Origin of the sequence: Defluviimonas aquaemixtae (assembly GCF_900302475.1) — a bacterium.
Lineage (GTDB): Bacteria > Pseudomonadota > Alphaproteobacteria > Rhodobacterales > Rhodobacteraceae > Albidovulum > Albidovulum aquaemixtae.
On the sequence record NZ_OMOQ01000001.1, the window covers coordinates 650,442 to 672,525 of the forward strand.

A 22,084-nucleotide genomic window follows, 5' to 3' on the forward strand; every position below is an offset into this window, starting at 1 on the left:
GCCAACCTGTCTGAAACGCCAAGTCCTCGTCCGGCGCGGAACCAATCAAGACCTGCACCGGCGATTGGTTCAGGTGGGGCGACTGATCGGGTATCCGATCTGCCCTAGGGCGAGCGTGATCTCGTCGAGGATTGCCGGATCGTCGATCGTCGCCGGCATCTTGTATGCCTCGCCGTCGGCGATCTTCACCATCGTGCCGCGCAAGATCTTGCCCGATCGCGTTTTTGGCAACCGGTCGACGACGCAGGCCAGCTTGAAGGCTGCGACCGGACCGATCTGCTCGCGGACGAGCTTCACGCATTCCTTCACGACATCGCCGTAGTCGCGGTCGGACCCGGAATTGAGGCACAGGAATCCCACCGGCATCTGGCCTTTTAGCTGATCCGTGACGCCGATCACCGCGCATTCGGCGACATCGGGATGGGAGGCCAGAACTTCTTCCATCGCCCCCGTCGACAAGCGGTGCCCCGCGACGTTGATGACGTCGTCGGTGCGCGCCATGATGTAGAGATAGCCGTCCTCGTCGACATAGCCCGCGTCGCCAGTCTCGTAGTAGCCGGGGAAGTGGCTGAGATAGGATTTCCGGAACCGCTCCTCGGCGTTCCAGAGCGTCGGCAGCGTGCCAGGTGGCAGCGGCAGCTTGACCGCGATGGCACCAAGGGTGTCGGGCTTAACCGGGTGACCGGCCTCGTCGAGGATCTGCACGTCGTAGCCCGGCATCGGAACCGAGGGCGAGCCAATCTTGACCGGCAGCTCCTCGATGCCGAGCGGGTTTGCGGCGATGGCCCAGCCGGTTTCGGTCTGCCACCAGTGGTCGATCACGGGCACCTTGAGACGAGCCTGTGCCCATTTGATCGTGTCGGGATCGGCGCGTTCGCCCGCAAGGTATAGCGCCTTCAGGCTCGAGATGTCGTAGTTGCGGATCATTTCCCCCTTGGGATCCTCGCGCTTGATGGCGCGGAATGCGGTGGGGGCGGTGAAGAAGCTCTTGACCTTGTGGTCAGCGATTACCCGCCAGAAAGTCCCCGCATCAGGCGTGCCTACAGGCTTGCCCTCGAATACGATCGTCGTGCAGCCCGCGATCAGCGGCGCGTAGCAGATATAGGAATGGCCGACGACCCAGCCCACGTCCGAGGCCGCCCAGAAGACGTCGCCTGCTTCGACGTTGTAGATCGCCTTCATCGTCCAGTGTAGCGCGACGAGATGGCCCGCCGTGTGGCGCACGACGCCTTTCGGTGCGCCCGTCGTGCCGGACGTATAGAGGATATAGGCCGGATGGTTCCCCTCGACCGGCACGCAGTCGGCCGGCTCCGCCTCCGCCTGCGCTTCGTGCCAGTCGAAATCGCGGCCGGGTGTCAGGTCCGCGAACTCCTGCTCGCGCTGGAAGATCAAAGTGAAGTCGGGCTTGTGCTTCGCCTGCTCGATCGCTGCATCGACCAGAGGCTTGTAATGGACGACACGGCCCGGTTCGAGCCCGCAGGAAGCGGCGATGATCGCCTTGGGCGTCGCGTCGTCGATGCGGACGGCGAGTTCGTGTGCCGCAAAGCCGCCGAACACGACGGAGTGGATCGCGCCGAGCCGCGCGCAGGCAAGCATCGCATCCAACGCCTCGGGCACCATCGGCATGTAGATGATCACGCGGTCGCCTTTTGTGACGCCCTTGGCTTTCAATGCACCGGCAAGGCCAGCGACACGGTCCTTCAGCTCGGCATACGTGATCTCGCGCTTGGATTGGGTGATCGGGCTGTCATGGACGATGGCGACCTGGCCGCCGCGCCCAGCCGCGACATGGCGGTCGACCGCGTTCCAGCAGCCGTTGACCATCCCGTCAGAGAACCACTCGTAGATCGGCGCATTCTCGTCGAAGAGTGCCTTGGTGGGCTTTTTGTCCCAGTCGATGGCCTCGGCCGCCTCCATCCAGAAACCTTCCGGATCGGACTTCCAGCGCGAATAGATCTCGGCGTATCCCATCGTCTTGCCTCCTCAAAGGACATGGCGTTTGTTACGCGACGGCGAGGGCGACGCGCAACGCCGTTACCGATCACAGCGCATCGCGCGACAGATAAATTTGCAGAATCTTTCCGAAATGTTTCGCAAATTTTTGCAAATTCCGCGATGTGGCGAATCTAAATGTAAAAAATGCGGCGACTTTGCAAAGTACTGCCGCAAATCATTGTTTGTGGGCAGGCGGTGATTCTTTCCCCCGGCACGGTCAGCTGTAGAGCGCGACCGGCGTCCCCGCGATGGCCGACATGTTAAGAAGTCCGCGCGCGGTGATCGAAGGCGTGACGATATGGGCGCGGTTGCCCATGCCCATCAGGATCGGCCCGACCTCAAGCCCGTTGGCCCGCAACTTCAGCATGTTGCGCGCAGTGTTGGCTGCATCCGTATAGGCGAAGACAAGGATATTCGCCGCGCCTTCGATCCGGCTGCCGGGGAATATCCGCTCGCGCAGTTCGGGGTCGAGCGCGGCATCGGCCGACATTTCGCCCTCATAGGAGAAGTCGACGGCCTTCGCGTCGAGCAGTTCCAGCGCGGCGCGCATCCGCTGGCCGGAATCGGTGTCGAGATTGCCGAAGTTGGAATGCGAGCAGAGTGCGACCTTGGGCGTAACGCCGAAGCGCCGGGCATGGCGTGCCGCGCCGCAGATCGTGGTTGCAATCTCCTCGGGCGTCGGCACCGCGTTCACATGGGTGTCGGCGACGAAAAGGGGACCATCCTCCTGGATCATCAGCGAAAGCGCGCCAAGCGGTCTGAGCCCGTCGCGGGCCAGGACCTGACGGATGTAGTTGAGGTGCCAGAGATACTGCCCGAACGTGCCGCAGATCATGCTGTCGGCGTCGCCCTTGTGGACCGCTATGGCGGCGATCGCGGTCGTGTTCGTGCGCATGATCGCGCGGGCGAGGTCGGGCGTGACACCCTGCCGCGCCATGAGCTCGTGATAGCTTTCCCAGTAGTCGCGGTAGCGGTGATCGCTCTCGGGATTGACGAGTTCGAAATCGCGGTCGGGCCGGATCGGCAGGCCGGCGCGTTCGCAGCGCCGCTCGATCACGTCGGGTCGGCCGATGAGGATCGGCCGGTCGGTCATCTCCTCGAGCATCGCGTTGGCGGCGCGCAGGACCCGTTCATCCTCGCCCTCGGCGAAGACGATCTTGCGCTGGGCGGTGCGGGCGGCGTCGAAGACCGGGCGCATGATGAGCGCCGACTTGAAGACCGAACCGTCGAGCTTGCGCTTGTAGGTGTCGAGATCGGCGATCGGCCGGGTCGCGACACCGGTTTCCATCGCGGCCCGGGCGACGGCCGAGGCTACGGTCCCGATAAGGCGCGGGTCGAACGGTTTCGGGATCAGGTAGTCCGGCCCGAAGGTCAGCGTCTCGCCCCTGTAGGCGGCCGCGGCCTCGGCGCTCGTCGTGGCGCGGGCGAGCGCGGCGATGCCCTCGATACAGGCGAGCTCCATCTCGTCGTTGATCGTCGTCGCGCCCACGTCGAGCGCGCCGCGGAAGATGAACGGGAAGCAGAGGACGTTGTTGACCTGGTTCGCGAAATCCGAGCGGCCGGTGGCGATGATCGCCTCCGGCGCGACCGCGCGGACCTCGTCGGGCATGATTTCGGGCATGGGATTGGCGAGCGCGAAGATGATAGGCCGGTCGGCCATCTTCTTCACCATATCGGGTTTCAGGACGCCCGGACCCGAGAGGCCGAGAAAGAGGTCGGCGCCTTCGATCACATCGGCGAGCGTCGCCGGTTTCGTTCCCTGCGCATAGGCTGCCTTTTGCGGCGTCATCTGTGCCTCGCGCCCCTCGTAGACCAGGCCCTCGATGTCGCAGAGCCAAACGTTCTCGCGCTTCACGCCCAGCTTCAAAAGCATGTCGAGACAGGCGATCCCGGCCGCCCCGCCGCCGGTGGAGACGACCTTGATCTTGTCGAAGTCCTTCTGCGCGACATGCAGCGCGTTCGTCGCCGCCGCGCCGACGACGATCGCGGTGCCGTGCTGATCGTCGTGGAAGACCGGGATATTCATCCTCTCGCGGCATTTCTTCTCGACGATGAAGCAGTCCGGCGCCTTGATGTCTTCAAGGTTGATCGCGCCGAATGTGGGTTCCAGCGCGCAGACGATGTCGGCGAGCTTCTCGGGGTCAGGCTCGTTGACCTCGATGTCGAAGCAGTCGATGGACGCGAACTTCTTGAACAGGACAGCCTTGCCCTCCATCACCGGCTTCGCCGCCATCGCGCCGATGTTCCCGAGGCCCAGGACGGCAGTGCCGTTTGTGACAACCGCGACGAGATTGCCGCGCGCGGTGAAGCGCGAGGCCGTGGTGGGGTCGGCCTTGATCTCGAGGCAGGCCTCCGCGACACCGGGGCTGTAGGCGCGGGAAAGGTCGCGGCCGTTGGCCATGGGCTTCGTCGCCCGGATCTCGAGCTTCCCGGGCTTGGGGAACTCGTGATAGTCCAGCGCCGCCTGTCGTGCGTTTTCCTGCCGTGCGTCGTCCACGTCCTGTCCTCCCGAGAAAACTCGTTTAGTATTAAACTTTCTTGCGGCGAGACGGAAGGCTCGTTGACCAGGCCCCCGAGTCGCTTGTCAATTTCCGCCCGTCCCGCCACTCTTCCCATAGCACGGGGAGCCTGAAATGTCCGAAATTCGCGCTGAGGTCGTTCTGCTGACCACGAGCCTCGTCAAGGATCTGCCATTCTTCACCGAAACCCTTCACATGCGGCTCGACGCGATCTGGCCCGCCGACGATCCGGCGGTGGCGATCCTGTCCGGTCATGGGCTTCGGGTGCGGCTGGACGCGAATGTGAGCGGGACGCCGGGACGGCTGCGCATTCTGAGCGACGATCCAGACGCGTTGGCTGACGGCGCGCGTCGGCTGACTGCGCCGGGCGGGACCGAGATCGAGATTGACGTGCTGAATCCGCCCGTCATTCAGCCGCCGACCCAACACGCCTTCGTCGTCCGACGGCTTGCCGACCAGGCGCCTTGGATCATCGGCCGGGCCGGGATGCAGTACCGCGATCTCATCCCCTCGCGCCTCGGCGGCTCGATCATCGCGAGCCATATCCGCATTCCCGATGGCGGGCCCGTCCCTGACATGGTGCATTTCCACAAGGTCGGCTTTCAGCTCATCTTCTGCATCAAGGGCTGGGTGGATGTCGTCTACGAGGATCAGGGCGGCCCGCGTCGGCTCCATGCCGGCGACTGCTTCATTCAGCCACCCGAGATCCGGCACCGGGTGCTCGAAGCCTCCGACGGGATCGAGGTGATCGAGATCGGCGTCCCGGCCGATCATGTCACCGAGATTGACCACGAGATGGAATTGCCCACCCCGCATCTCAGGCCCGAGCGGGAATGGCAGGGGCAGCGCTTCGTCCACAATGTCGCGCAGGGTGCAGAATGGCGGCCGTACCGGCTTCCGGGCTATGTCTGCCGGGACACCACGATCGGTGAGAACACCGCGGGTGTGGCAAGTGTTGAAGTCGTACGCCGGGGCGAGGGCGATTTCGCCTGGGCAACGCATGACGGCGACATCCTATTTGGTTTCGTGATGGGCGGCGCCATGACGCTTCAAGGTGAGGGGAAGACCCCCTGCCTGCTCGCACCGGGCGATGCCTACGTGATCCCTCCGGGGATGCGCACCCGTTGGTCGGAGCCGAGCGACGATGTCGAGATCCTCGAAGTCGCGCTGCCGGGCCGTTTCGTTACGGAAATCCATCGCTGACCTTGCATCGCCTCCCGCATGGACGCAGTCTCGGCATCGTACAAGGAGTTGCTCATGTCGCTCATCGATGCCGCCCGCGAGGTGCGGGAAAACGCCTACGCGCCCTATTCGCACTTCAAAGTCGGCGCGGCGGTCAGGGGACGGTCGGGCAAGGTTTACAAGGGTTGTAACGTCGAGAACGTCGCCTATCCGGAGGGCACTTGCGCCGAGGCGGGCGCCATTGCCGCCATGGTCGCGTCGGGCGAGACCGAGCTGACCGAGGTCGCAGTGATCGCCGATAGCGCGATGCCGGTCTCTCCCTGTGGCGGTTGCCGGCAGAAGCTGGCGGAGTTCGGGCGCTCTGACGTTCCGGTGACACTGGCGACCACGGATGGCCGGTCCGAGGAGACGACGATCGGGGCTCTCCTGCCCGGGGGCTTCTCGGCGCATCATATGGACCGGACCTGACATGGACGCGCGCCGCATCATCGCGGGCGTCCGCGACGGAAAGGGGCTGTCGCCCGAGGCGGCCGTGTGGTTCGCGAAAGGTCTCGCCTCGGATGAGGTCACCGATGCGCAGGCCGGCGCCTTCGCGATGGCCGTGCTTCTCAAGGGCCTCGATCAGGACGCGCGTGTCGCACTGACCGAGGCGATGCGCGACAGCGGCGACGTTTTGGAATGGAACCTTCCAGGTCCGGTAATCGACAAGCACTCGACAGGCGGCATCGGCGACTGCACGTCTCTTCTGCTTGCCCCCGCGCTCGCGGCCTGCGGCGCCTATGTGCCGATGATCTCCGGCCGTGGACTTGGCCACACCGGCGGCACGCTCGACAAGCTCGAGGCGATCCCCGGTTTCCGCACCGGCTTCGGAACCGATGATCTGCACCGACTGGTGGCGGAACACGGCTGCGCCATCGTCAGCGCGGGTGCAGACATGGCGCCAGCGGACCGGCGGCTCTACGCGATCCGCGACGTGAGCGGCACGGTGGAGTCCATTGATCTCATCACCGCTTCGATTCTCTCGAAGAAGCTGGCGGCTGGCCTCGAAGCGCTAGTCCTGGACGTCAAGGTGGGTTCAGGCGCTTTCATGAAATCGATGGAGGATGCCGAGGCTCTGGCCGAGGCGCTTGTTATCACGGCGAACGGCGCGGGCTGCCGCACGGCGGCGCTGATCACGGACATGGATCAGCCGCTCGCCTCGTCCGCCGGCAATGCGCTCGAAGTGCTCGAGGTGATGGAGACGCTGACGGGGGTCGCTGTGAACCAAGCTCTCTGGGACGTGACCGTTCAGCTTGGCGGCGAGGCGTTGGCGCTTGGCGGGCTCGTCGCCGACGCCGAGGAGGGCTGCGAGCAGATCGACGAGGCACTGGAATCGGGACGCGCGGCCGAGATCTTCGGGCGCATGGTCGCGGCTCAGGGCGGCCCGTCCGATTTCGTCGATCGCTATCCCGACAGGCTGCCTGCCGCGCCCGTCGTACTCGACGTGGCCGCCGCGGAGAATGGTTTCGTCACCGCGATCGACGGAGAGGTGCTGGGCCACGCCGTCGTTCTTCTCGGGGGCGGGCGGCTTCGGGGAGACGACCGCATCAATCCCTCGGTGGGGCTATCCGAGATCATGCCGCTCGGCGAACCGATCGAGCGCGGTGAGGCCATCGCCCGGATCCACGCCGCCACGCAGGCGGCGGCCGAGGACACGGCGCGCGCCGTTGCCGCGGCGATCCGTATCAGCCCCGAGGAACCCGAGGAACCGCCTCTCATCCATGCGAGGATCGGGCCGTGACGCGCGCCTTCCTCGTCGTTATGGACAGTGTCGGGGCGGGCGGTGCGCCCGATGCCAACCAATTCTTCAACGGCAACGTGCCCGATACCGGCGCCAACACGCTGGGCCACATTGCTGAGGCCTGCGTCGCCGGCAGCGCGGAGGAGGGACGGAGCGGCCCCTTGCGCATGCCCAATCTCGACGCGCTCGGGCTCGGTGCGGCGGTGCGGCTCGCCTCGGGCGCGTCGATGCCGGGTTTCGATGCAGAGCCCTCCGGACTTTGGGGGGCGGCGACCGAGGTGTCGAAGGGCAAGGACACGCCCTCGGGTCACTGGGAGCTTGCGGGCGTGCCGGTGCCGTGGGACTGGCACTACTTTCCCGATGAGGTCCCCGCCTTTCCGCAGGAACTGATGGACGAGGTCGCTCGGCTCGCGGGCGCCGAGGGGACGCTCGGCAACTGCCATGCCTCGGGCGTGCCCATCATCGAGGAGCATTGCGCCGAGCATATGCGCACCGGTTGGCCGATCTGCTACACCTCGGCCGACAGCGTCTTCCAGATCGCCGCGCATGAGGAGACGTTCGGGCTCGACCGACTTCTGAAGCTTTGCGAGGACATCGCGCCCACGCTGCACGCAATGAAAGTCGGGCGGGTGATCGCGCGGCCGTTCGTGGGTGAGTGCGGGAATTTCAGGCGGACGGCCAATCGCCACGACTACGCCATCGCGCCGCCTGCGCCCACGCTCTGCAACTGGGTGCAGGGCGCCGGGCGCAAGGTCCACGCCATAGGCAAGATCGGCGACATCTTCTCCAGGCGCGGGATCGACGACGTGCGCAAGGGGACGGATTCAGACCTTTTCGAACATCTAGTTTCGCTGGCGGACACGGCCGAGCCCGGGTCCTTGACCTTTGCGAACTTCGTCGAATTCGACACCCTCTTTGGCCATCGCCGCGACGTTTCAGGCTATGCCCGCGCGCTCGAATGGTTCGATGGGCAACTCAGGCGGTTTTTCGAACGGCTGCAGCCCGGCGATCTGGCGATCTTTACCGCCGATCACGGCAACGATCCGACCTGGACCGGGACCGACCATACGCGCGAAAGGGTGCCGGTCGTCGGCTACGGCTTGGGTGTCCGGGCCATCGGGCAGGTGGGCTTCGTCGATGTCGCGGCGTCGGTCGCGGCGCATCTCGGCGTGCCATCGGAGGGGCCGGGGAGGAGTTTCCTGTGACTGCGCACGACCCCGGATTTGCCGCCTGCCTTCGGTCCCGCACGCGTACCGCTTGCGTCCCGCATCTGTCCCGACACGCGTCCCGACACGGCCGGGGCGAGCGAGGACGGCCGGCATGAGCGCGTCGCTGCCCAAGGTCGAGTTGCACCTGCATCTCGAAGGCGCCGCGCCGCCCGCGTTCATCCGCGGCCTTGCCGCCGAGAAGAAGATCGACATCTCGGGCATCTTCGACGAGCGGGGTAACTACGCCTACCGCGACTTCTGGCACTTCCTGACGGTCTACGAGGCCGCGACCGCGGTCCTGACGACGCCCGAGGACTACCACCGCCTAACGCTCGCGGTGCTGGAAGAAAGCGCGGCTTCGGGGGTTGTCTACTCCGAGGCCTTCATCAGCCCCGACTTCTGCGGTGGGCGGGACCTGTCGGCCTGGCGCGACTACCTTCACGCGATCCGCGAGGCGGCGGATCTGGCCGAACGGCGCCACAGCATCGTGCTTAGGGGCATCGTCACGCCGATCCGCCATTTTGGGCCGGACAAGGCGAAGGAGGCGGCGCTGTGCGCCGCCGAAACGGCCGGTGACTGGCTGGTCGGCTTCGGGCTGGCGGGTGATGAAAAGTCTGGCAAACCCAAAGACTTCGCCTGGTCTTTTGATGCGGCCCGCGAGGCGGGGCTGCGGCTGACGTGCCATGCGGGAGAATGGGGCGGGCCCGACAGCGTGCGCGCTGCCATCCGCGACCTGCGCGTGGAGCGCATCGGCCACGGCGTGCGCGCGATCGAGGATCTTGCGCTGGTGGATGAGATCGCCGAGGCGGGGATTGTGCTGGAGCTCTGCCCCGGTTCGAACGTCGCGCTGGGGCTTTACAAGGATTACCGGTCCCATCCAATTGATCGTCTGCGCGAACGCGGAGTTAGGGTGACGGTTTCGACCGACGATCCGCCCTTCTTTCACACAACGATGGCGCTGGAATACGACCGTCTGGCCGAGGCCTTCGATTGGGATGATGGTGTCTTCCATGAGATTGCGAAGACCTCGGCAGAAGCCGCGTTCTGCACATTCAAAACACGTGAGAAGATACTAAAGAGACTGGAGAAAACCGATGCATGAGCATCTGACCGTCGTGACCCATCCGCTCGTGCAGCACAAGCTTACCCTCATGCGGGAGAAGGAGACTTCCACCAATTCCTTCCGCCGGCTCCTGCGCGAGATCAGCCAGCTTCTGGCCTACGAGATCACGCGTGAAATGGAGATGACGACGAAGCATATCGAGACGCCGCTTTGTCCGATGGACGCACCGGTGATCGACGGAAAGAAGCTGGCGCTCATTTCGATCCTGAGGGCGGGCAACGGGCTTCTGGACGGCGTTTTGGAGCTCATCCCGGCTGCGCGGGTGGGCTTCGTCGGGCTTTACCGGGATGAGAAGACTCTTCAGCCGGTACAGTACTACTACAAGGTGCCGTCCGAGCTTGAGAACCGTCTCGTGATCGCGCTAGATCCGATGCTGGCGACCGGGAATTCCTCGGCCGCGGCGGTGGAACTGCTGAAGAGGTCGGGCGCCACGAACATCCGTTTCATGTGCCTTCTGGCCGCGCCAGAAGGGATCGCTAGGATGAAAAAGTCGCATCCCGACGTTCCGATCGTCACAGCGGCTGTGGATGAGCGGCTGAACGAGCATGGATATATTGTACCGGGGCTAGGGGATGCGGGTGATCGCATGTTCGGTACTAAATAGGCCGTTTTTCCTTTACTCATCGCCAGGCCTTTGGCATCCTGCCGCCAACGAACGATGAGGCGGAATATGCAGGTGATCCGGGTTGTTTTGGCCGCACTCGTGGCGGTTGCGGGGACGGGCACGGGGGCGCAAGCGCAGGTTGGGGGGCCGAGGGAAGCGCCGCCGGCCGACTATGCCGGCAATCAGTATGTCGACAGCGGCGGCTGCGCTTTTGTCCGGGCCGGAATCGGGGGGCAGGTGACCTGGATTCCGCGTCTCGGGCGCGACCGGCAGCCCGTCTGCGGTCTGGAGCCTTCCCTGTCGGCAGGCGCCGCACCCGCAGCTCAACCCGAAGCGCCGTCCCCGACTCCGAGCGCGCCGGCGACGGCGGAGGCCACCGTGCGGGCCGCCGCTGCACCCGCGGCGGCGGTTATGGCAGCGCCTGCGAAGAAGCGGGCGCGGAAGGCCGCGCCCACGGGCACGCGTCTGGTCCGGGTCCGCACCGTTGGTAAGGCCGCGACCTATTGCGTCGAAGGCATCGATGCGGCGCAGCGCTATCTCTTGAGCGACGGGCGGCGGGTGACCCAATGCGCCGAAGAGACCGAGGGCGAGCCGGTGGCCTATCTGAACGGGCTGGGCGTGCCGGGACTGACCGTCGAACCGAACGCGCCTCGCGCGGCCGATGCGCGGCGCGCGGAGAAGGCCGACAGAGGCGACTACCGTGTGGTCTGGTCGAACGGAAAGCTGAGTCCCGCGGGGCAGGCCGCGAAGGCAAGCGGCCGGGCGACGGGGTCCACGAAGGCGTCCGCGAGCGGTCACGGCGCACGCTACGTCCAGGTCGGCGCCTACGCGGAGCCCGCGAATGCAGACCGCGCTGTCGCCGGGCTGAAGGCGATGGGCCTGCCGGTCGCCACCGCCCGCGAACATGTCGGGCGGAAGCCTGTCCGCACGGTTCTTGCCGGCCCCTTCGCCGATGACGCCGCGCTGGCCGCCGCATTGACGACGGCGCGCCGGAACGGCTACGCGGACGCCTTCGCGCGCCGTTAGCCCGATTGCTCCGGCTGGCGACGCCGGTGCCTATTCGGCGCAGATCCCTTGCAGCGCGACCCATTCGGTGTCCGACAGGATCGGCGCTGGCGCGGCCCGACCGCGATAGGGATCGGCCTCGATGAGGCCGAGAACCGACTCGCCGCTCGGGTCCAGAGTGTAGGCATAGGGCGTCGTCGGCACTCCCGCATCCGTGAAGCGGGCGAGAAGCGCGGCGTCGGTGACCGGCAGAGGATCGGCGCGCAGCAGCACCTCGCCGTATCCGTGTACGGTGTCGGCAGGAAGATCGCCGGTCGTCAGAAGCGTGAGCGTGGCCCGCAGGCCGGCATGGTCGAGAATCCCGATCAGTGGGTCAGAGACCGTGCGGCGCGCGTCCTCGGCCAGGATGGTCCCGGCGGCGACGTGCGGCGTCTCGAGCCTTTCGACGAGCGCGCGCGGCAGAAGGACCACGCCGCCCGGCAGGTGCCGGGTCCGCGAGAGGCCCTCAGGCAGGACGAACAGCCGGTCGCGCGCGCCGAAGAGCCGGTCGCTCAGACGGGCCAGCGCCTCGGCCCCTTCGGACCCGCCGCAGGGCGTACCGGTGAGCCGGGTGAGATCGGCGAGTGCGATGCGCCCGATTTCCTGCCGTTTGGAGAAGGGCAGGGCGGCGGCGGTGTGGCTGACGAGCGCGCGCGGCATCCAAAAGAGGCCGACCGCGAGAATGACCAGAAGAATTGCGCCGAGGATGAACCCGCGGAGCCGGCCGGGATGCGGCCGCCGCGCCTCGATCAGCGCGTGCACCCGCTCGACCGCGGCGATCATCTCCTTGTCCTCGAGTTCCAGTTCCTCGCCCGCGTCGGGACCGGGCGCGTAGCGCGCCGGCATGCGGCCCGGATTGACGCGGGTCACGGCGGGAAGCGACCAGTGGGCGAGCGCCCGGCCGGACCGCGCCTCGGAAATCACGAGCGTGGCGTCGCCGAACGAGACGGCAACCTCGCGGCGCTGCGCGTCGGGCGTGTCGCGCCACAGGCCGGTGCATTCCAGCCGCTGGTATTCCTTGAGCGCCGTCACGGCGGGGTGGGCCTGCTCGCTGCCTCTGTTGGCGGGCAGGATAGCCGATCGCGCGCGCGCGAACAATCGGCGCGGGGACGGGCCCAGGCCGCTTCTGCGGCGCGAGCCCTGGCGGGTCGTCCCCGCAGACGAAACGATTCGTGCCCGGCATGGTCGAATGTCGACAAATCGCTTATGCTGCCGCCAAACGCGGCAAGTAACTTCGTGTGCGTGCGACGTAGCCAGCGATTTGGCGCCGTGTCACAAATCGCTCAAGTTAACGATGCTAGGTCAGCTTCTGTTCGTGCCGCGCGCGGCCCGTCCGGACGTGCACATCCCGCAAAACAAGATGACGAGGAGCTGGCTGCTATGGACAAGAAAACCCTGATCGATCTCACTTGGGACGAGTTCGACGAACACCGGGACCCGCGCCCCGCGGAGAGCGAGTTCGACAAGGTCGTCGAACGCGCGATTTCGCGTCGCGGCTTCATGGGCGGCGTGCTCGCGTTCGGGTCCGGCGCTGCGGTCTTCGGTTCGGGGCTTCTGGGATCGGCGGGCAAGGCCTTGGCCGGCAGTACGGCGTTTCCGTTCGAACCGATCGGCATCGCGACGGATTTCGACGTTCACGTCCCGAGCGGCTACGCTTGGAAGACCGTCGTCCGGTGGGGCGATCCGCTGTTTTCCGATGCCGAGGGCGCCTATTCGCCAGACACCGGCGTTTCGCCCGCGATCTCGGACATGGTCTTTGGCGAGAACACCGACGGCATGTCGCTTTTCGAGGTCGACGGCCGCGAGCTGATCGCAGTGAATTCCGAATATGTGAACCCGAAGATCAACCTGCCCGCCGCCTCTGAAGGCATGCCGCAATCGGCCGAAGAAGTGATGCTTCTGAAGAACCTTCAGGGCGTCACCGTCATGGAAGTCGCCGACAAGGGCGACGGCTATGAGGTCGTGATCGACAGCCCCTACAACCGCCGGATCACACACGAGACACAGATGACCATGGACGGCCCCGCCGCGGGTTCCGATCTGGTCAAGACCAATGCCGATCCGGAGGGCATGTCGCCCAAGGGCACAATGAACAATTGCGGATCCGGCAAGTCGCTCTGGGGCACGTATCTGACCTGCGAAGAGAACTTCAACGGCTATTTCGGCGCGAGCGGCGATTACGAGGTGACCGACGATTTCGAGCGCTACGGCATCGGCGGCGAGGGCCGCTACGGCTATGAGACGTTCGATGCGCGCTATGACCTCTCGCAAGAGCCGAACGAGCCCTACCGCCACGGCTGGGTGACGGAGATCGATCCGAGCGATCCCCAGAGCACGCCTGTCAAGCACACCTCGCTTGGCCGGTTCAAGCATGAGAACGCCGAGATGGTGCAGGCCGCCGATGGCCGGATCGTCGTCTATATGGGCGACGATGAGCGCGGCGAGTTCATGTACAAGTATGTCTCGAACGGGACCTGGGCCGAGGGGCAGCCGACCGACGGCCTTCTGTCCGACGGCACGCTCTACGTCGCAAAGTTCAACGACGACCAGACCGGCGAGTGGCTGGCGCTGACGCCGGAGACCACCGGCATGGCGATCGAGGAGATTCTCATCCACGCCCGCATCGCCGGTTCCAAGGTTGGTGCCACGACGATGGACAGGCCCGAGTGGATCGCCGCGAATCCCATGAAGGCGGAAGCCTATTGCGCGTTGACCAACAACAAGAACCGGGGCGTGAAGCCGAATGCCGGTGGCGACGAGACGCCGGTAAATGGCCCCAACCCGCGCGAGACCAACAACTTCGGCCAGATCGTGCGCTGGGTGCCCGCGGGCGACGATCACGGGGCCGACGCGTTTTCGTGGGATCTGTTCGTCATGGCCGGCAACCCGACCGTCTACGGCAATGTCTATGGCGGCTCGGACAACGTCACCGAGGGCAACATGTTCAACTCGCCGGACGGGATGCAGTTCGATTCGACCGGCCTTCTCTGGATCCAGACCGACGGCGATGACAGCAACGAGGGCGAGTTTGCCGGCATGGGCAACAACCAGATGCTCGTCGGCAACCCCGAGACCGGCGAGATAGCCCGCTTCATGACCGTCCCGACCGGGGCGGAGGTGACGGGTCTCTGCTGGTCGCTCGACCGCAAGGTCGCCTTCGTCGGCGTCCAGCATCCGGGCGGCAGCTGGCCCGACGGCGCCGGCAAGCCCCGGTCGTCCGTGATCGCGGTCTGGCGGGAAGACGGCCAGCCTGTCGGCTAGGCCTGAAGATTAAGCTTACCGGCGGCGCCCAAAGGGCGCCACCGGCCTCCGCGAGGGAAGGCGCGCGCCGCCCGTCAGAGCGTTTTCGCGAGCACCCTGAGTTCAAACTTCTGGACCTTGCCGGTCGAGGTTTTCGGCAGTTCCTGAAAGACCACGCGCTTCGGCGTCTTGAACCCAGCGAGCCGCTCTCGAACGAAGGCGATGAGTTCGTCTTCCGTCGCCTCTCCGCCCTCCTTAAGCTCGACGAAGGCGCAAGGGACCTCGCCCCATTTCTCGTCCGGCTTGGCCACGACGGCGCAGAGCGACACCGCCGGGTGGTGCATCAACGCGCCCTCGACCTCGACCGACGAGACGTTTTCGCCGCCCGAGATGATGATGTCCTTGGCGCGGTCGGTGATCTTCATGTAGCCGTCCTCATGCTGGAAGGCGATGTCGCCGGAGCGGAAGAAGCCGCCCTTGAACGCTTCGGCCGTGGCCTTGGGGTTCTTGTAGTACCCCTTCATCACCGCGTTGCCGCGGATCGCGATTTCGCCCAGCGTCTTGCCGTCGCGCGGAACGGGCACGCCCTTGTCGTCATGGACCGAGATGTCCTCCATGAACGGCATAAGTATTCCGGTTCGGGCCTTGATCGCGGCGCGCTCGGCTTGCGGCACGCCGTCCCACTCGGCGCGCCACAGGCATTCGGTGACGTGGCCGTAGGTCTCCGTCAGCCCGTAGACCTGGGTGACGCGGAATCCGAGCGGCTCGATGGCGGCCAGCGTCGCTGCGGGAGGCGGCGCGCCGGCGGTGAACACCTCGACGACATGGTCGAAGTCGCGCCGGTCGCCCGGCTTCGCGTTGATGATCGAGTTCAGCACGATCGGCGCGCCGCCGAGATGTGTCACGCCCTCGTCGGCGATGGCGTCGTAGATGTTCTTCGCGGTCACGTCGCGGCAGCAGACGAGCGTGCCGCCCACCGCCGGCATCATCCAGGTGTGGCACCAGCCGTTGCAGTGGAACAAGGGCACGATGGTCAGGTAGACGGGCCGGATGCCCACCGACCAGGTCACGGCGGTGCCCATCGCCAGGAGGTACGCGCCGCGGTGATGATAGACGACCCCCTTTGGACGGCCCGTCGTGCCGGATGTGTAGTTGAGAGCGAGGCTTTCCCATTCGTCCTTGGGCATGATCCAGGGCTGGGAGGGATCGCCTTCCGCCAGAAGCGCCTCGTACTCGGTGTGGCGCCCCGTGGCCGGGAAGCCCGCCTCGGGATCGGCGACCTCGATGATCTCGGGGCCGGGCCCCTCCATCTCGGCGATCGCCGCCTCGGCGAGCGGCAGGAGTGCCGTGTCGACGAGCGCGATCTTCGCCTCGCCATGGCCGAAGATGTAGGACACTGTGTCGGTGTCGAGCCGCGTGTTGATCGTGTTCAGCACCGCGCCGGCGGCCGGGATGCCGAAATGCGCCTCTGCCTGGGCGGGCACGTTCGGAAGCAGAGTGGCCACGACATCGCCAGGGCTGACTCCGCGCCGGGCGAGCGCGGAGGCCAGGCGGCTCACCCGGTCGCGGTATACGGCATAGGTCCGGCGGGTGTTTCGGTAGACGACCGCCGTCTCGGGGCCGAAGACGTCGCCCGCGCGCGCGAGAAACGAAAGCGGCGTGAGTGGCACGAAGTTTGCCTCGTTCCTTTCGAGCGCCGTTTCGTCCGCCATCCAGCCCATGCAAAGTCCTCCCCGACCGGCCATGTCGCTTATGGACGCGATTATTGCCGCGCCGCCCGCTTCAAGGGAACCGGGATTCGACATTCGGAGACGATATGACGACGGTCGATCAGATCGGAACAGCCAGCCGCACGCTTTTCGCGGGCCTGCTGATCCTCGGCTATGCGATGGCGATCGGGTTTACCGACAACTTCGTGCAGGTCATCGCGAAGGAGGCCGGCCTCTGGCAGTTCCACGCGACCCGCACGGTGATGGGCTTCGCGCTTCTGGGGCTGGCCGCGGCGCCCCTCGGGCTGCGGCTCAGACCGGTACGGTGGGGCCCGGTCGCCGGGCGGAGCCTCCTGCACGGGACCGCGATGGTGATCTATTTCGGCTGCCTCGCCTTCCTGCCGGTCGCCGTCGTCGCGGCGGGGCTGTTCACCGCTCCGATCTTCACGCTTCTCATTTCGCGCTTCGCTTTCGGCATCCCGATCGGCCCCTATCGGATCGCCGCCGTGGCCCTCGGCTTCGTCGGCGTGGTGCTTGTTCTCGGCCCGGGGCAGGGGGCCGCGATCGGCCCAGCCACCGTGTTGCCTGTTGCGGCCGGCGCGCTCTATGCGCTCGGCAATATCGCCACGCGCGAATGGTGCGCGGAAGAAAGCGCCGAGACGCTGCTTGCGGGCTTTTTCACGGCGCTCGGACTCTTCGGGGTGATCGGCATGGCGCTGCTGGCACTTCTCCGGCCCGACGTGCCGGAGGGCGCCGACGGCTTCATCCTGCGCGGGGCCGTCTTGCCCTCGGCGGGGTTCTGGTTCTGGACCTTCGTGCAGGCGGCGGGCTCGCTTCTGGGCGTCGGCATGATGATCCGCGCCTACCAGGTCGCCGAGGCGAGCCGGGTGGCGATCTTCGAGTACGTCATCCTGCCCGCCTCGGCCTTCTGGGCCTTCGTGCTCTGGGGCGATCTCCTGAGCCCGCGCGCCGCCTTCGGCATCGCGCTGATCTTCGCGGCGGGGCTTATCATCGCGCTCCGGGGCCGCTAGCCTCGCGGCCCATGATCCTCTCGCGCGGGCGCCGCTACATCTTCATCCACATCCCCAAGACCGGCGGCACGGCGCTGGCGCTGGCGCTCGAGGACCGTGCGATGAAGGACGACATCCTGATCGGCGACACGCCCAAGGCGAAGCGGCGCCGGGGCCGGCTGAAGGGGGTCACGGCGACGGGGCGGCTCTGGAAGCATTCCACGCTTGCAGATATCCGCGGCCTCGCCTCCGACGACGAGATACGTGCGTTCTTCACCTTCACGCTCGTCCGCAATCCATGGGACCGGATGGTGAGCTACTATCACTGGCTGAGGGCGCAGGATTTCGACCACCCGGCGGTCGCGCTGGCGAAGCGTCTCGATTTCAGCCCGTTCCTGAATGCGCCCGACACCCGCGCCAGCTTCGCGGCGCATCCCTATGCGAGCTACCTCCGAACCCCGGGGGGCGCCGAGCGCTGCGACCTCTTCGCCCGGCTCGAGCATCTTGAGGAAGACCTGCGCCCGCTCGAGGCCCATCTCGGCTTTCGCCTCGCGCCGCTTCCGGTCGAGAACCGGTCCGACCGGCAGCGCGACTGGCGCGGCTACTACTCGGATCAAGACCGCGACACCGTCGGCGAACTGTGCTCCGAAGACATCACCCGCTTCGGCTATGCGTTCGATCCGGCCTGACCTTCTTCTGTTCTCAAATACCTCGCGGGGGTCGTCCATTGGTGCGCCATTGGTTCGAGAACCAATGGACGACGGGGCGCGACGCCCCCGGTCCCGCCGCCTCAGGCCGCCTTGGCGGTCGCCCCGAAGCGCCCGTAGAAAGTCTGGCCCTTCGCCGCGACGTCCTTCAGGAGCTTCGGCGCCGCGAAGCGGGGCCCGTGCGCCTTTTCGAGCCTCTCGCAGATCGCCACCGCCTTTTCCGCCCCGAGGATGTCGAGCCACGAGAACGGCCCGCCCGACCACGGCGCGAAGCCCCAGCCGAGGATCGCGCCGACATCGCCTTCGCGGATGTCTTCGAGCACGCCCTCTTCCAGCGCCCGGACTGCCTCCAGAACCTGCGCCATCATCAGCCGGTGCTGCACCTGGGACAATTCGGGTTGGTCTTCCGACACGCGCCAGATCGCACCAAGCTCGTCCCACAGGCCGAGCCGGCCGCCCTTTTCGTCATAGGCATAGAACCCGGCAGCGGATTTGCGCCCGAGCCGGCCCTTGTCGGCCATCGCGAACAGGACCTCGTCGACCGCGCTGTCGGGATAGGCGTCGCCCATCGCGGCCCTGGTGGCCTTGGCAATCTTGACGCCGAGGTCGATCGAGGTCTCGTCGACCAGCTGCAGCGGCCCGAGCGGGAAGCCCAGAAGCTTCGCCGCGTTCTCGACCAGCGCCGGTTGCACCCCTTCGGCCACCATGCGGAGGCCCTCGTTGATGTAGGGGATGATGCAGCGGTTGGCGTAGAAGAAGCGCGCGTCGTTGACGACGATCGGGGTCTTCCTGATCTGTCGCACGAAGTCGAGCGCCTTGGCCACGGCCACGTCGCCGGTTTCCTTGCCCTTGATGATCTCCACCAGAAGCATCTTGTCGACTGGCGAGAAGAAGTGGATGCCGATGAACTGGCCGGGCCGCTTCGACGCCTTCGCCAGATCGCTGATCGGCAGGGTGGAGGTGTTGGTGGCGAAGACCGCCGTCTCGGGGATCACCGCCTCGGCCTTCGCCGTCACGTCGGCCTTCACGCCGGTGTCTTCGAACACCGCCTCGACGATCAGGTCACAACCGTCGAGCGCGGCATAGTCGGTCGTGGCGTTGATGCGGCCGAGCACCTCGGCCTTCTTCTCTTCCGTCACCTTGCCGCGCTTCATGCCCTTGTCGAGAATGCCTTCGGAGTAGCTCTTGCCCTTGTCGGCGGCTTCCTGCTTGGCGTCGATCAGCACGACCTTGATGCCGGCATTGGCCGAGACGTAAGCGATGCCCGCGCCCATCATGCCGGCGCCGAGAACGCCGAGCTTGGCGACCTTCTGGTCGGGCACGTCGGGACGGTTCGCGCCCTTTTCCAGCGCTTCCTTGTTGATGAACAAGGACCGGATCATGGCGCTGGACGAGGGGTTCATCAGGACGTTCGTGAACCAGCGCGCCTCGATCCTGATGGCGGTGTCGAAGGGCACCAGCGCGCCTTCATACGCAGCGGACAGGAGCGCCTTGGCGGCCGGGAACGCGCCTTGAGTCTTGCCATGCACCATCGCATTGGCGCCGACATAGGTCATGAAGCCCGCCGGATGATAGGGCGCGCCGCCCGGCATCTTGTAGCCCTTCTGGTCCCAGGGCTTGACGATGTCGGCATCCTTGGCGCTCAACACCCAGTCCTTTGCCGCAGCGACCGGATCGGCCACCACCTCGTCGATCAGGCCCGCGCCCTTGGCCTTCTGCGGGTCGAGAAGCTTGCCTTCCAGAAGGTAGGGTGCCGCCGCCATCGCGCCCATCTTGCGCACCAGTCGCGTCGTGCCGCCCATACCGGGGAAGATGCCGACCATGATCTCAGGCAGGCCGATCTTGGCCTTGGGGTTGTCGGCCGCGAAGATACGGTGGCAGGCCAGAGGGATCTCGTAGCCAATGCCGAGTGCCGTGCCCGGCAGGGCCGCGGCGATCGGCTTGCCGCCTTTCAGCGTCTTGGGGTCCATGCCCGCGCGCTCGATCTTGCGAAGGATGCTGTGGGACTGCATCAGCCCCTCCATCAGCCCTTGCGCCGGGTTGTCGCCCGCGCTCGCCTTCATCTTGGCGATGATGTTGAGGTCCATCCCCCCGGCGAAGTCCTTCTTGCCGGAAGTGATCACGACGCCCTTCACCTTGTCGTCGGCAATGGCCTTGTCGATCAATGCATCGAGATCCTCGAACCCTTTCAGGTTCATGACGTTCATCGACTTGTCCTTGACGTCCCAAGTGATGGTCGCGACGCCGTTGGCATCCACGGAATAGGTGAAATCGGTCATGCTTCGTCTCCCTGATAGGGCGTGCCGTCCTTGTGGGTGAAGGTCGCCTTGCCGTCCTTCAGCTCCACTTCCAGATCGACATCGGAGTAGGTTGCTATTTCGGGGTTCATGCGGGAGCCCACGACGAGGAAGCGCGCTTCCGCCCCGGACTTGTTGATAAAGTGGTGCCCGTTCGGATCACCCGCCGGGAAGGCCGCGCAATCGCCCACGCGCATCACGGTTTCGCCCTCGTCCTGAACGAGCGCGCATTCGCCTTGCGTCACCATGACGAACTCATCCTCGCGGTGATGCCAGTGGCGCAGGCTGGACAGCGCGCCGGGTGCGAGGATCACCTCGTTCGCGCCGAACTGCGTCAGCCCGCCCGCGTCGCCGAGGCGGAGCGACGAGCGCCCCGCCATCTGGCTGGCATAGGGTTCGGGGTAGATGGAGCCGGTCTTGACCGGGCATGTCCCCTTGTCGATGGCGCCCATCACACCCGCTCGATGATCGTGGCCGCGCCCATGCCGGAGGCAATGCAGAGCGTCGCGAGGCCGGTGCCCTTACCGGTACGCTCCAGCTCGTCGAGCAGTGTGCCGATGATGATCGCGCCGGTGGCACCCAGGGGATGGCCCATCGCGATGGATCCGCCGTTGACGTTGACCTTATCGGCATCGACGTCGAAGGCCTGCATGAAGCGCAGGACGACCGAGGCGAAGGCCTCGTTGACCTCGAAGAGGTCGATGTCCGCGACCGACATGCCGGAGTCCTTCATGATCTTCTCGGTCACGGGCACCGGGCCGGTCAGCATGATCGTCGGATCGGTGCCGATCTTCGCGGTCGCCTTGATCCGGGCGCGGGGCTTCAGCCCGTGCTTCTCGCCGAAATCCTTGTTGCCGATCAGCACGGCCGCCGCGCCGTCCACGATGCCCGAAGAGTTGCCCGCATGGTGAATGTGGTTGATCTTTTCCAGGTGCGGATACTTCATCAGCGCGATCTTGTCGAAGCCCGGCATGACCTCGCCCATATCCTTGAACGAGGCCTTGAGCGCGCCGAGGCTCTGCATGTCGGTGCCGGGACGCATGTATTCGTCATGGTCGAGGATCGGCAGACCGTTTTGGTCCTTGATCGTCACGATGGATTTGGCAAAATGCTTTTTATCCCAGGCGTTTGCGGCGCGTTTCTGAGATTCCACCGCAAGCGCGTCCGCGTCGTCGCGGGAAAACCCGTACTCGGTTGCGATGATGTCAGCAGAGATGCCCTGCGGCACGAAATAGGTCTTCATGGCGAGAGAAGGGTCAACGGCGATCGCCGCCCCGTCCGAGCCCATGGGAACGCGTCCCATCATTTCGACCCCGCCCGCGATGTAAGCCTGACCCGCGCCGCCCTTGACCTGGTTCGCCGCTAGGTTCACCGCCTCCATCCCGGAGGCGCAGAATCGGTTGATGGCGAGGCCGGGAATCGACTGATCGAGGTCGGACAGCAGCACCGCCGACCGCGCGAGACAACCGCCCTGTTCGCCGACCTGGGTCACGTTGCCCCAGATCACGTCCTCGACCGCGTGGCCGTCAAGGACGTTGCGTTCCTTCACCGCGTTCAGCACCTTGGCCGACAGCGAAACGGACGTGATTTCGTGGAGCGAGCCGTCGGGGCGGCCCTTGCCGCGCGGCGAGCGGACGGCGTCGTAGATATAGGCGTCTGACATGGG

General features: G+C 65.9%; 17 protein-coding genes. 10 read left to right on the forward strand and 7 right to left on the reverse strand.

All coding sequences use genetic code 11. From position 1 onward, the window contains the following. Nucleotides 1-69: 69 nt before the first annotated feature. Both prpE and DEA8626_RS03160 read right to left on the reverse strand, forming a co-directional pair. Nucleotides 70-1,971: a propionate-CoA ligase PrpE gene (prpE, locus tag DEA8626_RS03155; RefSeq protein ID WP_108851604.1), complete on the reverse strand. Its 1,902-nt coding sequence runs from the start codon at nt 1,969-1,971 to the stop codon at nt 70-72. Nucleotides 1,972-2,212: 241 nt separating this feature from the next. Further along, nucleotides 2,213-4,492, reverse strand: a complete 2,280-nt coding sequence (locus DEA8626_RS03160) for an NADP-dependent malic enzyme (RefSeq protein ID WP_108851605.1) — start codon at nt 4,490-4,492, stop codon at nt 2,213-2,215. Nucleotides 4,493-4,628: 136 nt separating this feature from the next. On the opposite strand from DEA8626_RS03160, the gene DEA8626_RS03165 reads away from it, so the two are divergent. The 7 genes from DEA8626_RS03165 (at nt 4,629) to DEA8626_RS03195 (ending at nt 11,437) form a co-directional block, all read left to right on the forward strand. Continuing rightward, the gene (locus DEA8626_RS03165) at nt 4,629-5,717 is read left to right on the forward strand and encodes a cupin domain-containing protein (RefSeq protein WP_108851606.1); all 1,089 of its coding nucleotides are present in this window, start codon (nt 4,629-4,631) and stop codon (nt 5,715-5,717) included. A gap of 54 nt (nt 5,718-5,771) precedes the next feature. After that, nucleotides 5,772-6,164: a cytidine deaminase gene (locus DEA8626_RS03170; protein WP_108853295.1), complete on the forward strand. Its 393-nt coding sequence runs from the start codon at nt 5,772-5,774 to the stop codon at nt 6,162-6,164. A gap of 1 nt (nt 6,165) precedes the next feature. Further along, the gene (locus tag DEA8626_RS03175) at nt 6,166-7,476 is read left to right on the forward strand and encodes a thymidine phosphorylase (protein WP_108851607.1); all 1,311 of its coding nucleotides are present in this window, start codon (nt 6,166-6,168) and stop codon (nt 7,474-7,476) included. After that, complete coding sequence (locus DEA8626_RS03180) at nt 7,473-8,681, forward strand: phosphopentomutase (RefSeq protein WP_108851608.1); 1,209 nt, start codon at nt 7,473-7,475, stop codon at nt 8,679-8,681. The genes DEA8626_RS03175 and DEA8626_RS03180 overlap by 4 nt, the downstream gene beginning before the upstream one ends. Before the next feature lie 115 nt (nt 8,682-8,796). Further along, nucleotides 8,797-9,786 (forward strand): adenosine deaminase, encoded by a 990-nt coding sequence (locus DEA8626_RS03185; protein ID WP_108851609.1) that lies wholly within the window; start codon nt 8,797-8,799, stop codon nt 9,784-9,786. Further along, a complete protein-coding gene (gene upp, locus DEA8626_RS03190; protein WP_108851610.1) occupies nt 9,779-10,411 on the forward strand; it encodes a uracil phosphoribosyltransferase in 633 nt (210 codons plus the stop codon). Before DEA8626_RS03185 ends, upp begins: the two co-directional genes overlap by 8 nt. Before the next feature lie 72 nt (nt 10,412-10,483). After that, the gene (locus DEA8626_RS03195; RefSeq protein ID WP_219929156.1) at nt 10,484-11,437 is read left to right on the forward strand and encodes an SPOR domain-containing protein; all 954 of its coding nucleotides are present in this window, start codon (nt 10,484-10,486) and stop codon (nt 11,435-11,437) included. Between the two features lie 30 nt (nt 11,438-11,467). Here DEA8626_RS03195 and DEA8626_RS03200 read toward each other — a convergent pair whose 3' ends face one another. Further along, on the reverse strand, nt 11,468-12,487 hold the full coding sequence (locus DEA8626_RS03200; RefSeq protein WP_108853296.1) for a hypothetical protein: 1,020 nt from the start codon (nt 12,485-12,487) through the stop codon (nt 11,468-11,470). Nucleotides 12,488-12,835: 348 nt separating this feature from the next. Between DEA8626_RS03200 and DEA8626_RS03205 the strand changes: the two genes are divergently transcribed. Continuing rightward, nucleotides 12,836-14,716, forward strand: coding sequence for a PhoX family protein (locus DEA8626_RS03205; protein ID WP_108851612.1), 1,881 nt, complete (start codon nt 12,836-12,838; stop codon nt 14,714-14,716). A gap of 74 nt (nt 14,717-14,790) precedes the next feature. On the opposite strand, the gene DEA8626_RS03210 is transcribed toward DEA8626_RS03205, so the two are convergent. Next, complete coding sequence (locus tag DEA8626_RS03210; RefSeq protein WP_108851613.1) at nt 14,791-16,416, reverse strand: AMP-binding protein; 1,626 nt, start codon at nt 16,414-16,416, stop codon at nt 14,791-14,793. A 95-nt stretch (nt 16,417-16,511) separates the two neighbouring features. Between DEA8626_RS03210 and DEA8626_RS03215 the strand changes: the two genes are divergently transcribed. Then, nucleotides 16,512-17,435 carry a DMT family transporter gene (locus DEA8626_RS03215; RefSeq protein WP_108851614.1) on the forward strand — a complete coding sequence of 308 codons (924 nt, stop codon included), beginning with the start codon at nt 16,512-16,514 and terminating at the stop codon, nt 17,433-17,435. 11 nt (nt 17,436-17,446) lie between these two features. Then, a complete protein-coding gene (locus DEA8626_RS03220; RefSeq protein ID WP_108851615.1) occupies nt 17,447-18,103 on the forward strand; it encodes a sulfotransferase family 2 domain-containing protein in 657 nt (218 codons plus the stop codon). Between the two features lie 101 nt (nt 18,104-18,204). Here the strand turns inward: DEA8626_RS03220 and DEA8626_RS03225 are convergent, their stop codons facing one another. Genes DEA8626_RS03225 through DEA8626_RS03235 form a run of 3 tightly spaced genes read right to left on the reverse strand, consistent with a single transcriptional unit; the run spans nt 18,205 to nt 22,081 of the window. Further along, nucleotides 18,205-20,400, reverse strand: coding sequence for a 3-hydroxyacyl-CoA dehydrogenase NAD-binding domain-containing protein (locus DEA8626_RS03225; protein ID WP_108851616.1), 2,196 nt, complete (start codon nt 20,398-20,400; stop codon nt 18,205-18,207). After that, nucleotides 20,397-20,870 (reverse strand): cupin domain-containing protein, encoded by a 474-nt coding sequence (locus tag DEA8626_RS03230; protein WP_108851617.1) that lies wholly within the window; start codon nt 20,868-20,870, stop codon nt 20,397-20,399. Before DEA8626_RS03230 ends, DEA8626_RS03225 begins: the two co-directional genes overlap by 4 nt. Then, a complete protein-coding gene (locus tag DEA8626_RS03235; protein WP_108851618.1) occupies nt 20,870-22,081 on the reverse strand; it encodes an acetyl-CoA C-acetyltransferase in 1,212 nt (403 codons plus the stop codon). Before DEA8626_RS03235 ends, DEA8626_RS03230 begins: the two co-directional genes overlap by 1 nt. Nucleotides 22,082-22,084: the final 3 nt, after the last annotated feature.

Excerpts from the sequence above, each read along its gene's own strand:
- prpE (WP_108851604.1), bottom strand. The coding sequence starts at position 1,971 with ATGGGATACGCCGAGATCTATTCGCGCTGGAAGTCCGATCCGGAAGGT.
- DEA8626_RS03165 (WP_108851606.1), top strand. The coding sequence starts at position 4,629 with ATGTCCGAAATTCGCGCTGAGGTCGTTCTGCTGACCACGAGCCTCGTC.
- DEA8626_RS03170 (WP_108853295.1), top strand. The coding sequence starts at position 5,772 with ATGTCGCTCATCGATGCCGCCCGCGAGGTGCGGGAAAACGCCTACGCG.
- DEA8626_RS03175 (WP_108851607.1), top strand. The coding sequence starts at position 6,166 with ATGGACGCGCGCCGCATCATCGCGGGCGTCCGCGACGGAAAGGGGCTG.
- DEA8626_RS03185 (WP_108851609.1), top strand. The coding sequence starts at position 8,797 with ATGAGCGCGTCGCTGCCCAAGGTCGAGTTGCACCTGCATCTCGAAGGC.
- upp (WP_108851610.1), top strand. The coding sequence starts at position 9,779 with ATGCATGAGCATCTGACCGTCGTGACCCATCCGCTCGTGCAGCACAAG.
- DEA8626_RS03205 (WP_108851612.1), top strand. The coding sequence starts at position 12,836 with ATGGACAAGAAAACCCTGATCGATCTCACTTGGGACGAGTTCGACGAA.
- DEA8626_RS03210 (WP_108851613.1), bottom strand. The coding sequence starts at position 16,416 with ATGGGCTGGATGGCGGACGAAACGGCGCTCGAAAGGAACGAGGCAAAC.
- DEA8626_RS03215 (WP_108851614.1), top strand. The coding sequence starts at position 16,512 with ATGACGACGGTCGATCAGATCGGAACAGCCAGCCGCACGCTTTTCGCG.
- DEA8626_RS03220 (WP_108851615.1), top strand. The coding sequence starts at position 17,447 with ATGATCCTCTCGCGCGGGCGCCGCTACATCTTCATCCACATCCCCAAG.
- DEA8626_RS03225 (WP_108851616.1), bottom strand. The coding sequence starts at position 20,400 with ATGACCGATTTCACCTATTCCGTGGATGCCAACGGCGTCGCGACCATC.
- DEA8626_RS03230 (WP_108851617.1), bottom strand. The coding sequence starts at position 20,870 with ATGGGCGCCATCGACAAGGGGACATGCCCGGTCAAGACCGGCTCCATC.
- DEA8626_RS03235 (WP_108851618.1), bottom strand. The coding sequence starts at position 22,081 with ATGTCAGACGCCTATATCTACGACGCCGTCCGCTCGCCGCGCGGCAAG.